This window comes from Methylobacillus methanolivorans, from assembly GCF_044751345.1.
In the GTDB taxonomy this organism is placed as follows: domain Bacteria; phylum Pseudomonadota; class Gammaproteobacteria; order Burkholderiales; family Methylophilaceae; genus Methylobacillus; species Methylobacillus methanolivorans.
On the sequence record NZ_JBIWXY010000002.1, the window covers coordinates 460,947 to 476,117 of the forward strand.

Annotated in this window: 6 protein-coding genes; all 6 read left to right on the plus strand. The window is 57.4% G+C overall.

The window, feature by feature from the left end; genetic code table 11:
* Window positions 1-83: 83 nt before the first annotated feature.
* Window positions 84-1,805 carry a ShlB/FhaC/HecB family hemolysin secretion/activation protein gene (locus ACIKP9_RS11695; RefSeq protein ID WP_400883022.1) on the plus strand — a complete coding sequence of 574 codons (1,722 nt, stop codon included), beginning with the start codon at window positions 84-86 and terminating at the stop codon, window positions 1,803-1,805.
* A 16-nt stretch (window positions 1,806-1,821) separates the two neighbouring features.
* Window positions 1,822-11,847: a filamentous haemagglutinin family protein gene (locus tag ACIKP9_RS11700; RefSeq protein ID WP_400883025.1), complete on the plus strand. Its 10,026-nt coding sequence runs from the start codon at window positions 1,822-1,824 to the stop codon at window positions 11,845-11,847.
* Window positions 11,848-11,986: 139 nt separating this feature from the next.
* Complete coding sequence (locus ACIKP9_RS11705) at window positions 11,987-13,657, plus strand: DUF2341 domain-containing protein (protein ID WP_400883028.1); 1,671 nt, start codon at window positions 11,987-11,989, stop codon at window positions 13,655-13,657.
* Between the two features lie 11 nt (window positions 13,658-13,668).
* A complete protein-coding gene (locus ACIKP9_RS11710; protein WP_025870063.1) occupies window positions 13,669-14,076 on the plus strand; it encodes an ExbD/TolR family protein in 408 nt (135 codons plus the stop codon).
* Window positions 14,077-14,078: 2 nt separating this feature from the next.
* Window positions 14,079-14,483: an ExbD/TolR family protein gene (locus ACIKP9_RS11715; RefSeq protein WP_230348680.1), complete on the plus strand. Its 405-nt coding sequence runs from the start codon at window positions 14,079-14,081 to the stop codon at window positions 14,481-14,483.
* Window positions 14,483-15,154 carry a TonB family protein gene (locus ACIKP9_RS11720; protein ID WP_400883033.1) on the plus strand — a complete coding sequence of 224 codons (672 nt, stop codon included), beginning with the start codon at window positions 14,483-14,485 and terminating at the stop codon, window positions 15,152-15,154. The genes ACIKP9_RS11715 and ACIKP9_RS11720 overlap by 1 nt, the downstream gene beginning before the upstream one ends.
* The last annotated feature ends 17 nt before the right edge of the window (window positions 15,155-15,171 follow it).

Below are 15,171 nucleotides of genomic sequence, written 5' to 3' on the forward strand. Positions count from 1 at the left end.
AGAGTGGCCAGTAAAACATGGGGAAGTCATCAATGATGCTCCGCTTGTTTTATTTGCCATTTTTTTATGTGCATTTCGAGTTCATGAAAGTATCAAGCGTGCGTGTAACCTCTTTACTGATTTTCACCTGGCTGGCGGTGAGTTGCCTGTCACCTTTGCTGGCGGCTGAACCACAGGCAGGCACCGTTGCTGACGATGCCACACCGGAGACAGCCAAATCTGGAACAGCCATGCCTGCAGATGCAGCGACGGAGCCTGGTGCGGATGCCGGGCCTGGCGAAGCCTTCGACATCATGGAATTCCAGGTAACGGGGAATACTGTATTGCCACCTGCCAGCATTGAGCAGGCGATCTATCCCTTCCTTGGCGAAGGCAAGACCGTGGATGATGTAGAAGGTGCACGTGCTGCACTGGAAAAGGCCTTCCATGATCTGGGTTACCCCACGGTATTCGTCAATACGCCAGAACAGGAAATCCTCAACAAGACTGTGCGCCTGGAAGTGCTGGAAGGCCGCATCGAGAAACTGCGTGTGGTGGGTGCCAAGTACTACTCGCTGGGCGTCATCAAGTCTCGCACACCCGAGCTGGCCGAGGGCAAGGTGCCTTACTTCCCTAATGTGCAACGCCAGCTGGCCAGCCTGAATGGACAGCAGGACAGGCAGGTGGCCCCGGTCATGCGCGCGGGCAAGACGCCAGGCATGGTGGAAATTGATCTCAAGGTGGAGGACAAGCTGCCACTGCATGCCAACCTCGAAGTGAATAACCGCTACATGGCCAATACCACCAAGTCACGGCTGGTGGGATCGGTGCGCTATGACAACCTGTGGCAGCTTGACCATAGTCTGTCGCTAAGTTTCCAGGTCACTCCGGAAAGTACGGACGAAACCCGCGTGCTGTCCGCCAATTACCTGATCCCCACGCAGGAAGGCGATTACTGGGCCATGTATGGAGTGATTTCCCGCAGTGACGTGAATGTGGTCAGCGGTGTGGGTGGTGTCAATGTGGTGGGTAACGGCAATATCTTCGGTGTGCGCTATATCCATCCCCTGCCTGCCCCTTTGCTCTCCGGCTACTTCCACAATATCAGCGTCGGTGCCGACTACAAGGATTTCGACGAGGTGATTGGCCTCAATGGCAGCAACGTCGACAGCATGCCGATCAGCTATATGCCATTCAGCGTGGCCTATGACAGCACGCTGCAAACCACCAAAACCACTACGCAGATGAACCTGGGGCTGACCTTTGCCATTCGCGGCGTCATGTCGGATGAAGAGGATTTCTTCAACAAGAAGAATCGCCTGCATACCGAAAGTAGCTTTGCCTACCTGCGCGGCGAGCTGAAGCATACCTATCGCCTGCCCAAGGATTGGCAACTCTTCGGCAAGCTGGCAGGACAGGCTGCCACGGGGCAGCTGATCTCGAACGAGCAGTTTTTCCTCGGTGGTGCCGATTCTGTCCGTGGCTACTACGAAGCCACCGCAGTGGGCGACAAGGGCCTGTATGGCGTGGCCGAAGTGCGTACTCCCTCACTGGCACCGTGGCTGGGCATGAGCACGGGTGAACTGTATGCCTCGCTGTTCTACAGCGCGGGCTATACCTCTGTGTATTACCCCGGCCCGAGTGAGCGCGAGCGACTAGATCTCGCCTCGGTGGGCATGGGGCTGCAATTGAAGAAATGGCGCGGTGTATATGCCAACCTCGACCTGGCCTGGGCACTGAAGGAAACCAAGGGCAAGGAAGGCTCGGCTGGCTTTATCGACAAGGGCGATTCGCTGGTGCATTTCCGCCTGGGTTATGACTGGTAGTTGAAGGGGTATCAAAATGAATCAAGGTCTGTTCCGTCTGGTTTTCAGCAAGCATCTGGGCATGTTCGTGCCAGCACCGGAAGTGGCGACTGCGCAAACCGCAGGTAGCGCCTCAAGCGCACGCAGCCGGCGCCGGGCGCTACTGGCCGTGATCATGGCGATGCTGGTCTCGGGCGAGGTGATGGCCGAGATCATTCCCCTGCCATCTTCCGGCCTGGTAGTTGGCGGCGGTAACTGGGTTGGCGCCGAGATTGTCGGCGCAACCCCGGTCCTGACCACCATCCAGCAGAACGCACCACAGGCGATTGCCAACTGGCTCAAGTTCAACCTGGCGGCAGGCCATACGCTGGATATCAACCAGCAGGCTGGCTGGAGCATGCTGCACCGCATTCATGACAATGATCCCAGCATCATTGCCGGTACGATTACAGGCAAGGGTAACAATTACTTCCTGAACAATAACGGCATCATTTTTGCCGGCACGGCCCAGGTCAACCTGGGCTCAGTCTGGGCGATGACCTCCAGCAGCATGACCGATACCCTGTTCACGCAGGGTTTCATCAATAACCTTGCAGGCGAGACCTTCAGCAATACTGGTGGTTTCATCAAGGTGGAAGCTGGTGCCAAGCTCACGGCTGCCACGGGTGGCAAGGTAGTGTTGCTGGCCAAGGATGTGGAAAACCACGGCATTATCGTCACGCCCGAAGGCCAGACCATTCTCGCTGCTGGCGAGAAGGTTTATCTGAAATCGCAGGACAACCAGGCGAACATGCTGGTGGAAGTGGATGGCGGTGGCACTGCAACCAACCTTGGCGAGATCCTGGCCCAGCGCGGCAATGTCACCCTGATCGGCCTGGCAGTGAACCAGATGGGCACTATCAAGGCGACTACCTCGGTACGGGCCAATGGCTCCATCCACCTGCTGGCGCGTGATTCCGTGCGTACCAGCCAGGAATCGCTTGAGGGCGGTGGTACTCGCGCCGTGTTCCAGGCAGAACGTTTCGGCACGGTTAACATCGGTGCCAACAGCGTGACCGAGGTGGCGGTGGAAACCGACAACCCCGAAAAAATCAGCAACAAGGTGACCTTGCCCGCCTCTAATATCACGGTGCAGGGCCGTAGCATAGACGTGCAGGGCAAACTGCTGGCCAAGGGCGGCGTAGTGAACATCAACGCACTGGACGATGGCAAGCCGGTGGGTGGCGGCCAGCCTATCCGCGTGCTGCTGGGCGATACCGCGCGTATTGATGTCTCCGGCGTGGACACCACAGGCACCATGGACCAGAACCAGTTGGTGATCCGCTTCTATTCCGAGGAAGCCAAGGATACCCCGCTGCTCAAGGGTTCGCCGTTGTTGGGCCAGACCCTGTATGTGGATGCACGCAAGGGTACCAGCCTGTTTGATATTACCCCTTACCTGAAAGGCCAGACCCAGACCATTGCCCAGCGCATGAGCGCGGGTGGCACAGTAAACATTACCTCGGCTGGTGATGTCATTACCAAGAGTGGCTCGGTGATTGATGTCTCCGGTGGCGTGATCGACTATGCCGCAGGCGTGATCCGCGAGAGCAACCTGGTCTACAACAACAAGATCGTGGCGATCTCCAAGGCAGACCGTAATACACCGTATCACTCCATCGCTGATGTACTCACCATTACCGACCCCAAGACGGGCATGAGCGAGAGCTTCGACCTGGGCATGGGCGGCAAGTACCAGCAGGCTTATCGCCAGGGCAAGGATGCCGGCACCGTCAACATCACCAGCAATGGTGGCGCACCCGTGCTGGAAGGCAGCATGGTGGCGAATACGCGCCATGACATTACCCAGCGCAGCCAGTTGCCGGACGGTGGCAAGTTCAACCTGAAGGTAGGTTCCCAGACACTGCGTGTGGCAGATCGTGCCAATACCCTGGATGCCAGCTTCCAGCTCGGCAGCAACAATGCCGCTACCGAGGCAGTGGTTGATACGAAGATGCTGGACAATGGTTTCAACCATATCCAGCTCACCAGCATGGGCGATGTCATTGTCGACAAGGCCATCTCCACCGCGGCCAATGGCTCTGTGGGCCTCAAGGGCGATAATGTCAGCATCAACAAGAACATCACCACACCGGGTGGTGACATCACCGCAACCACACAGACTGCCAACGGGAACGTGCACGTAGCAGATAACGTGACACTCAGCACCGCAGGAACCTGGGCCAATGACACGCGTGGCATGCAGGGCGCACAGCAGATGCCGGTTGCCCTCGATGGCGGCAATATCACCCTGGACGGCAATCAGCTGACCTTTGGCCAGAACACGAAGCTGGATACCAGTGCAGGCGCATGGCTCAACAGCAAGGGTGAACTGGCTACCGGGGATGGCGGCAATATCACCCTACATAGTGGTACCGAGATTGTATTGCCGACGCAGATGCAGGCGTATGGCTTCAACAAGGGTGGCCAACTCGCGATCAGTACCCTGAAGAATGTCCATATCGGTGGGCAGGATAGCGGTACCGGCTTCTGGCTGGGTGCCGATTTCTTTGAGCAGGGCGGCTTCTCGCACTATGCCATTACCTCGACGGGCAGCAATAGCGAGTTCGTGGTGGGTGATACCTCGGGCAAGGCCAGCGTGATTCATCCCAAGATGCAGACACTGCAGATTACGCCGGGTTATGCCGCACAGGCTTCTGCCAATAACCTGACTGGTACGGTCGCGGCCCCGGTCATGAAGGCCGCGGGCCTGCGCGCCCCGGCTACCCTGGCATTCGCGGCCTACAACAATGAATTCAGCTTCGGCACCCTAACGGTGCTGGAGAACACGACGATACGCACCGACATTCCTGATGTGGTTGGCAATGTGGGCAAGGTGACGCTGACCGCAGGCAAGGGCCTGCACATGCTGGGCAGCATCATCACCCCGGCAGGTGATGTGGCGTTCAACCTCAACGGCAACCCGGGTGCAGTGGGTTACGACAACACCCAGGCCATCTGGCTGGGTGAACGCTCGGTGATTGATGTTTCCGGCTATTACCTGCGCCCACCGTTGCAAACCAATAACCTGCTGATGGCGCGTGTCTATGATGCGGGCACCGTCACCCTCAATGCCAACCTCGGTTTCGTGGTGGCCAAGGAGGGTAGCAAGATCAATGTCTCCGGCACTTCCGGCCAGGTTGATCTGGGTGCCAATGCACAGGGTCGCTATATCAGCTCCACGCTATACGGCGCGGCAGGTGACATCATCATCAAGGCGCGCGAAGGTGCGCTGCTGGATGGTGACTTCATTGCCGATGTACAGGGCACGGGCCAGCGTGGCTCGTTTAGCCTCAGCCTGGAATCCAATGCTACTCCCATCGCGATCAACCCTGCACCACCGACTGGCGAACGTGTACTGACGGTGACCAGCCAGAAACAGGTACAGGCTGGCAGCCTCAATGCGGGCGACAGCCTGGCTGCGTTCGAGGGCAAGGCACAGATTTCCACTGAGCAGATCGACAAGGCGCAGTTTGACCATGTCAGCCTGGCCAGCAAGAGTGAGAGCCGCGACCCCAGCTCCTCACAGCATGACCGCATCCAGTTCGAGGATGGTGTCAGGCTCAAGGCTGGCGAAACCCTGCATCTGGAAACCCCGCGTCTCAGCGTGATGAACGATGGCACTGTTGACCTGCAGGCCTCGCACATCATGATGAGTTCGCCCAGCATCAGTAACGATATCGTGGCTGGCAATGGCCTGCTGCGCGCGACAGCTGATTGGATAGACCTCAGCGGCCACCTCAATTTCTCCGGTATCAACCGTGCCGAGCTGACCAGCCGCCTGGATATCCGCATGCGCGGACAGGTTGATGATAACAAGGGCTCACTGGTTACCCCCGGTTCGCTGGTGATGACCGGCAGGCAGCTGTATCCCGTCACCAACAGTGAATACACGATCAAGGCCGATGGTGCAGGCAGCACCGTCACGGTGAAATCCAGTGGCGAGAAGTACAAGCCGGTATTCAGTGCAGGTGGCAAGCTCACCATCCAGGCTGAGGATATCGAGCAGGATGGCGTGGTGCTGGCCCCACTGGGTGAACTGGCGCTGGAAGCCACTGATACCCTGACCCTGGGTGCAGGCAGCCTGACGTCCACCTCGGCAGCAGGCTTGCTGATCCCCTATGGCGTGACACGCGATGGCGGTTCGCTGTGGGACTTGCCGGGTGGTGCCACCATAGGCGGCAAGCCCATGGAGAAGCGCATTACCCTGAGTGCACCGAATGTGGATATGTCGGCCTCGAATGCCGTGGTGGATATTTCCGGCAGCGGCGATACCTTCGCCTATGAATTCATCAATGGTCTAGGTGGCTCCAAGGATATCCTGATTGATAACCCGAATACCTATGCCATCCTGCCGTCATTGCAGGGCGACTATGCCCCGTATGACTACAATTACTACAACTACGTGGAGCGCGGTGGAGCAGCCCCGGCTGTTGGTTCCAGCATCTATATCTCTGGCGGCAATGGTATTGCTGCTGGTTACTACACCCTGATGCCAGCACGTTATGCCCTGCTGGAAGGGGCATACATGGTGGAACTGCAATCCGGCAAGGGCCTGTTGCCTGGGGTATCGACCACCACGTTTGATGGTTCCATCCTCAGCAGCGGCTTCTTCAGCAACGTCAACCAGAGCAGCCGCGCTACCAACTGGAGCACCTTCCGCCTGACCAGTGGCGCAGTATTCCGCGATCCGGAAAACTCCGGCATCAAGGTTCCCGCTGAATACCTACTGTCCAGCGGTAATGAATTCTTTACAAATGAGGCCAAGAAAAATGGCACCGCAGTACCGCGCCTGGCAGTGGATGCAGGGCAACTGGTGCTGGCGGCCAGTGAGCGCCTGAGCCTGGGCAGCACGGTGAAGACCGATGTAGGCCTGAATGGACGCGGTGCACTGGTGGATATTGTCTCCAGCCGTATCAATGTGGTCTCCAGCGTGGGGCCGGATAACGGTACCCTGCAGGTGACTGCGGATGCACTGAACAAGCTCAATGCCGAAAGCCTGCTGCTCGGTGGCCGACGCAACCAGGGCCAGGAAGGCCTGGAGATCACCACTGTGGCGAGTGAGGTGAATTTTGCCAACACGGGTGCAGAGCACGAACTCAAGGTGGAAGAACTGCTGGCAACCGCCACCGACAAGGTCAGTGTTGCCAGTGATGTACGCCTCAGCACCAAGTCCTCGGGGCAGGTGACCGATAGCGTGGTACGCGTGAATGGCGATGGTGCCTTGCTGGGCATCTCGGGCAAGCATAACCTCGTGTATGACCGCGTAGCGACTTCCGGCTCTACGCTGGGCGGTACGCTGGACATTGCCGCAGGCAGCCAGATCACTGCGCATGAATCGCTGGTGCTGGATGCCACAGGCATTGCCCATGTGGACGGCAACCTGGGCTTCTTCGCACAGGAAGTGAATGGCCAGCCAGTGCCGCATGGCAGCCTGACACTGGGTGCCAACAATATCCTGTTAGGGGATGCTGATCCCGCCCTCGATGGTTTGCGTGTGGATGACAGCCTACTGTCCAGCTTCGGCAACCTCAGGCGCGTGACGCTCAACAGCCGCCAGAACCTCAACTTCTATGGTGATGTCAGCCTGGGTAACGCAGACCTGGATATCACCATCAATGCCGCCGGCATCAGCGGCCATGCAGTGGCAGGCAACGCCGATGTCACCCTGACCACCGGTCAGCTGACCCTGAAAAACTCCACGGGTGCGGTCTATACGCCAGTCAGCGATGTCGCGGGTAGCAAGCTCAACATCAATGCAGAGAGCATTGCCATCGAGGGCAAGGGTGCAGCCTCGCCAGCCGGGGCAGGTAACTTCAATATCGGTGGCTTCGAGCAGGTGGCGATGAATAGCGGGGGCGATACCGTGTTTTCCGGTAACGGCGCACTGGCGATCTCGGCACAACAAGTCAGCCTGTCCAGCCAGCGTGTAACAGCGGCAACCGGAGCGAACTATGCTGTCAATGCCAGCCAGGGTAGCCTCAGCCTTACGGGTAACGGCAGCCAGCCTACCCAGACCAGCAACGGCATAGGTGCCAAGCTGGACCTCACGGCGCGCGAGATGGAACTGGGCGGCAATATCGAGCTGCTGGCAGGCCAGCTGAAGGCCAAGGCCACGCAGGGTAACCTGGATGTAGTGGCAGGTGCCAATATCAATGCCGGTTCCAAGGCCGTGGCCTTTGACAAGTACACTGCGCATACACCGGGCGGGCTGGTGGCACTGCAATCCGACCAGGGCAATATTCGTGTCATGGATGGTGCGGTCGTGAATGTGGGCGGTGGTAGCGGCGGCAATGCGGGCACGATCTCCATGACTGCCAGGAATGGCAGCGTGGAAGTGGCAGCCAACAGCCTCAAGGGCCAGGCGGCCGAAGGCAATACCGGCGGCAGCTTCCTGCTGGATAGCAAGACCATGACCGATTTCTCCACCCTCAATGCAGCACTGAATGCTGGTGGCTTTGATGCCACCCGCAACCTGCGCCTGCGCGATGGTGATTTCAATATTGCCGCCGCTGATGTGGTGAAAGCGCAGAACATTATCCTCAGCGCCGACAATGGCAGCTTCAACCTGCACGGCACACTGGATGCCAGCGGACAGCAGGGTGGCAAGGTCAAGGTGTTTGCGCGCGATGACCTCAACCTGAAAGCAGGCAGCAAGTTACTGGCGAAGGCTGAAGCCAGTGATGGCAAGGGCGGCGATGTGCTGCTCTCATCCGATACCGGCACCATCAATGCTGAAGTCTTCTCCGGCGGCCAGCGCCTGGCGGATGCTGCCGTGATTGATGTCAGCGGCAATACCAAGGGTGAAGTCACCATGCGCGCCGAGCGGGTTGGGGCATCAGGCCTCAAGGTGGCGACTGACGCTCCTGCGGCCATTACTGGTGCCAGCAAGGTGGTGCTGGAGTCATTCAAGGTTATCAATAGCGGCAGCACTATCAATGCTGCCACGTTGGCTACAGTGAATGCGGACACCACGGCATTCTACAGTGGGGCAGGCACTATCGCAGATACCTACCAGGCGACCAGCGATGGGCTGGCGGTCATTGTCGCGCCGCATACCGAGATTCGTACCACGGGCACCACGACGATAGGCAGTGACCTGAACCTGGCTACATTGTCGCAAGGGCGCGATGGCAGCCTAACCATACGCAGTACTGGTGACTTGAACGTGAATGGCACCATCAGCGATGGCTTCAATGGTGTGGCAACAACCAGCACACTGGGAACCGGGCAATCCTGGAGTATCAATCTGGTGGCGGGTGCCGACATGAGTGCCGCCAATTACATGGCAACACTTTCCGACAACACCATAGGCAACATGACGCTCGCCAACGACAAGATGATACGCACCGGGACTGGTGATATTCATCTCGCAGCGGCAGGCAAGTTCACTCTGGGGAATGGCAACTCGGTTATCTATACCGCAGGCCGGAAGGCCGATGACCTCGCTGGCTACACCAGCCCTACGGGTGCCACGGGTATAGGCTCTGTCGGCACAGCCTATCTGACCAATGGTGGTGATATCACCATTGAGACCGGTAGTGATATTACGGGTGCGTTACTTGATACAACCGGCAGGCAGCAACTCATCAATAACTGGTTGTTCCGCCAGGGTGGCGGCAACAGCAATTTGCCAGTGAGCTGGTGGTTACGTACCGACCAGTTCAGGCAAGGTGTAGCCGCGTTTGGCGGTGGCGACGTGAATGTCACTTCAGGCGGCAGTGTCACTAACCTGTCAGTGTCTGTACCGACTACCGGGCGTTTCGTCAGCACCAGCAGCAACCGCACGGATGGAGGAGGCAACATCAAAGTGCAGGCCGCGGGTGACATCAATAATGGTGTCTATTATGCCGGGCGTGGCGACATTGCCTTGTCTGCTGGTGGTGATATTGCCAATGCCGGCAACACCTTCGGTACCGTGATTGCCTTGCAGGATGCAACCGCGAGCCTGTCAGCCGTTGGCGATGTGTTAATTGAGGCTGTCATCAATCCGACGCTGTTTGCGCAATCGAACGTCAATGCACCAGGCGCACAGTCGCTAACGGCTAACGGCCTGCACTCCTCGTTCAATACCTATTCCGAGCGTGCGGGGCTGGAAGTGTCTTCTTTGACCGGTAACGTGTCGTTTGGTGATTTTTACAGGAATGCGATCACCAACAAAATGGCGACCGCAGCCCAGGGTCTGCTGAGTACCCAGAGTATTGCGATCACGCGCGCTTCACTCGGCCTGATGCCGGGTACCCTTGAAGTCACTGCCTACAACGGCAGTATTACGGCGCATTCTGATGCTGGCTTGATCCTCATGCCTTCTAGCCTGGGCAATCTTAGCCTGCTTGCAGGCGCTGATATCCAGTCCCCCTGGATCATCATGTCGGATGCCGACCCTGCGAAGTTGCCTGGCGTGTTCAGCCCTGTCAGGTCGTTGAATGAAGCGAGCAACAGTTTCGGCAAGCTGGCTGATTATGTGCAACTCAACCACGCGACCACACCCTTGCATATCAATAATCCGCAGGAAGTTGTCATCGTGGCCAGGGATGGCACCATCGGCAAGGAGGATGTGGCTACCCACATCAGCCTGCCCAAGGCAGCTTCCATCATTGCTGGGCTGGATATACTCAACCTTAACGCTGGTGAGATTACGACGAATACTGGTGCCAGCCTGACTTACCAGGGGCAACTGCAGAATCTGTCAGCGAATAACCTGACGATCGTCAAGGCAGGGCGTGACATATTGCAAACCTCGGCGGTAGATTCCAGCTACAACCTGGCTGGGCCGGGTAACTTCCTGTTCCAGGCCGGGCGTCATTTCAATCTGGGTGCAAGTGGTGGTCTCAATAGTGTGGCTAATACCATCAATAGCTATCTGCCTGACACTGGTGCTTCTATCACTGTATTGGCTGGCGTGGGCAGTGGGCCGAAACTGGCAGACTATATCAATGCCTACATTAACCCGAATGGGGATGGCCCTGCGGTGCTGGCAGGTAATGCTGAAGGCATGGCAGCCTATCGTGAAGCCACATTGAAGGCCGTGGCCAAGTATGTACGCGATCTGGGTGACAATGCCCCTGGCATGACCGATGAGCAGGCCATGACGAAATACCTGGCGCTAGATCACGACAAGCAGGCCATCTTTGCCTACCGCCATTACTCCTCGGAATTGCTGGCATCCGGTGAGGCCGATGCGGCACTGAAGGCATCAGGCGAGAGCCTGGCTGGCTTGGTGCGCCACAAGCGTGGGGACGATGCGGTGGCCATGCTGTTCCCGCGCGATATTGAATACCAGGGTGACCTCACGCTGTTCGATAGCAAGATCAACACCCTGCGCGATGGCAGCATCGACATCCTGGTGCCGGGTGGCATGGTCAACGTGGGTATCCCGGGTCGCGCCGTGCGTGCGGGCAACGGTATTGTCACCGAGAATGGTGGCGAGATACGCGCCTTCGCCGAGACCAATTTCCAGGTCAACCAGTCGCGCGTGGTCACCCAGTTTGCCAACGACATGACGATATGGGTCAACAACGGCAATATCGATGCCGGGAAGGGCTCACGTAGTGCGGTGGCGGTGCCGGAGCAGGAAATCTTCACCGATGCCTGGGGCAACATGACGCGCCGCATGAAGGGGGCGTCTGCCGGTAGCGGTATCCAGGTGCAATCTTATGACCCGGATGGCCCAAGCGGCCCGCTGGAAGCGCCTAGCCTTGAGAATGTCACCACTGCGCTGATTACACCGCGCGGTACGCTGGATGCCGGTGAAGCGGGTATTGCCGGCGGTCGTATCCTAGCGGTGGCTGATCGTGTGCTGAATGCCGGCAATATCGTCGGTACCACGACTGTAGGTGTGCCGTTGGCTTCGATGGGAACGCTGGCAGGCTCGCTGACTGGTACTTCTAATGTGGCCTCTGCTACAACCGCCTCCTTGGGAGATATGGTAAATCTGCCGCAAAACCAGGACTTCTCGCCAAAGAATATATTGCCATCCTTTGTATCGGTTGAAGTGCTCGGCCTTGGCAATATCGTAAAGTAGTTAAGCGATGGAGCAAGTCAAAAGGACTAGGTTTTCCTAGTCCTTTTGACATTCTTGTGACACAACAATTTAACGTACAAGTCACTAGCAAGTCACACATGAAATTTATATTACGCGCTTTGTCCTGGAGCGCGGTTCGATGTTGAGAAAGTTAGTAGTTCTGCTGATGTTGCTGCCCGGCATGGTCTATGCCGCCTGGAATGAAGGCGGGAATGAAGCATGGAGTAGCCGCGCCAAAGTTACGATCAATGCTACAGGCATCCCTACGGCCGAATCCGAAGTACCTGTGGTTTTGCGCCTGCACTCGGGCAATTTTGACTTTTCCAGTGCCAATCTTGATGGTTCCGACCTGCGTGTAGTGGCAGGTGATGACAAAACCGAACTGAAATTCCATATCGAGAAGTTCGATTCAGTGAATGAACTGGCCGTGATCTGGGTCTTACTGCCCAAGCTTGATCCAGCCGCCAAGGATGCGCATATCTGGCTTTACTCCGGTAACGAAACTGCAACTTCGGCTGCTGATGCGGCGGGTAGTTTCGATGCTGCGACCGCTGCCGTATTCCATTTTGCCGAAAGCGCTTTGCTGCAGGATAGCAAGCATGCGCTGTTGGCGACAGGCAATGTGACGGTGCAGAAGGCTGCCCTGATCGGTGAAGCAGCCGTATTGAATGGCGAGCCGCTGGTGCTGGCTGCCAATCCCGCGCTGGCACTCAATGATGCACAAGGATTTACCTTTAGCGCCTGGCTCAAGCCTGGTGAGGCTGAAGGCACGTTGTATCAACAAGGTGCTGTGACCATCAGCCTGGTGGCTGGCAAGCTGCAGTTCAACAACGGTAGCGCGGTGGTGGCGGGTGGCGAACTCAAGACTGCGGTCTGGCAGCATGTTGCCGTGACGGTGGCTGGTGGCAAGGTTGTCCTGTATATCGATGGTACTGAAGTTGCCAATGGTGCGGCTGCCCTGCCAGCAGTGCAGGATGCTGTGCAGATAGGCAATGGCTATCAGGGTGAGCTGGACGAGTTGGAGCTGGCCTCGGCTGCACGTAGCGCCGCCTGGATCAAAGCGGCTGCCAGCGGCCAGAGCATGGATGGTCAGCTGATCAAGGTCAGTGCCGCCGAAGGTGATGAGGAAGAAGAGGGTGGCAGCTCCCACTTCATGGTGCTGTTCCACAGCCTCACTGTCGATGCATGGGTGGTGATCATTATCCTTGCGGTCATGTTTGCGATTAGTGCTGCGGTTATGGTAGCCAAGGCACGCCAGGTTACGCGCAATGACAAAGCCAACCGTGCCTTTATTGAGCGTTTCAATGATGCGAGCCATGCTGAATTGCTGCAGCTTGATCAGGGCGCCGATACACAAAATTCTACGGTAGTGCGGCTCTATCTAGCTGGCCTGCGTGAGATCCGCAAGCGTTATGATGCAGCCGGTCAGTTGTCCCTGAGCGGTGCTTCGCTCGATGCGATCAAGGCTGCGGTGGATGCTGACCTGATCCGCGAGAACAAAAAACTCAACAGCAATATCGTGCTGCTGACCATCGCGATTTCCGGCGGTCCTTTCTTGGGCCTGCTCGGTACCGTAATCGGCGTCATGATCACCTTTGCGGAGATTGCAGCAGCGGGTGACGTGAACGTCAACGCCATTGCCCCGGGTATTGCTGCAGCGTTGATGGCAACGGTTGCTGGTCTGGCCGTGGCGATTCCAGCGCTGTTTGGCTACAACTATCTCTCCAGCCGCATCAAGAATATCAATACCGACATGCAGATTTTCGTGGATGAGTACATCACCCGCGTGGCTGAGCTCTACGGCAAATAAGCGGAGCGCACATGGCCGATATCAAGGAAGACAACCAGCCCTATGACGAGATCAACATCACGCCCATGCTTGATCTCGCCTATGTGCTGCTGGTGATCTTCATCATCATGACTACAGCTTCGGTACAGGGCGTCAAGGTGGAAATTCCGCAGACCAGCGCCACTGGCAACCTGGCCAAGCCGGATATACGCGGCATTACCATCACTGGCGAGGGTGATGTCTATCTGGATGCTTATCCGGTAGATCTCGCCACGCTGGAGCAGCGCCTGGGTGAGTACAAGGCCAATAACCCGGAATTGCCCGTTGTACTCAAGGGCGATGCCGCCGCACATTACGAAAAGGTGTCTGCAGTGCTGGAAATATGCAAGAAGCTGGGTATCACGGAAGTGGGCCTGGTGACCAAGAAAGCCGAGGGTTAGTCATGCAGGTTCAAGACGACAGCAAACCCTACGACTCCATCAATATCACGCCGATGCTGGACTTGGCTTATGTACTGCTGGTGATCTTTATTTTGATGACCACGGCCTCGGTGCAGGGCCTGACCATGAACCTGCCCAAGCCCTCGAACAAGCCGAGTACCGAGCAGCACGAGGTCAAGATAGTGCAAGTGCAGGAGGGTGGCACGCTGTTGCTTAATGGCATAGGTGTCAACCTGACTGAGCTGGAAAGCCAGCTCAATGCTGCACGTGCCCGTGACCCCAAGTTCTCGGTGATGATCAAGGGCGATGCACGTGCACCTTATGCCGGCATTGTCTCGGTGGTGGATTTGGTGACGCGTATGGAAATCCAGAATGTAGGCCTGGTGACCTCGAGGATAGGTACCTGATGGCTGAGATGAAAAAGCAGGGCAAGGCCAATTGGGTGTGGATCGTTGTTGGGGTGATGGTGGTGTCGGCCTTGGGTTACGGGATTTACAGCCTGTTATCGAGCAAGCCTGGCCCGAAGAAGCCACCTGTTACCACGGTGAAGTTATTGCCGGATACCCCTCCGCCACCGCCACCACCGCCCAAGGAACCACCGAAGGAGCAACCCAAGGAGGAGCCTAAGGAAATCAAGGTGGAGCAGCCCAAGCCAGTGGAAGCACCACCTGAGCCGCAAAATTTGAAGATGGAGGGGGAGGCGGGTGATGCGCCCAGCGCCTTCGGTGCGGGCAAGGTCACCAGTGATTACAGCGGTGGCGATGTGGGTGTGAAGATCGGCGGCAGCAAGGGATTGTCGGCCTATGCCTGGTATACCAACCAGATCAAGTCGAGCATCGAGAATGCCATTGCCGAACAGCCTGAGCTGGCCAAGGAGCAGTACCGCATTGTGGTCGAGCTATGGCTGGCCAAGGATGGTCGCGTGGAAAAGATCGAGTTGCTGAACGGCAGTGGCGAGGAAAAGAAGGATGGATTGTTGCGCAAAGCCTTGCAGTCGATCAAGCGCATGCCAGAGGCACCGCCGGAAGATATGCCGCAGCCAGTGAAGTTGCGGATTACTGCCAAGAACATGGGTTGAGGCAGCAACTAGGGAAT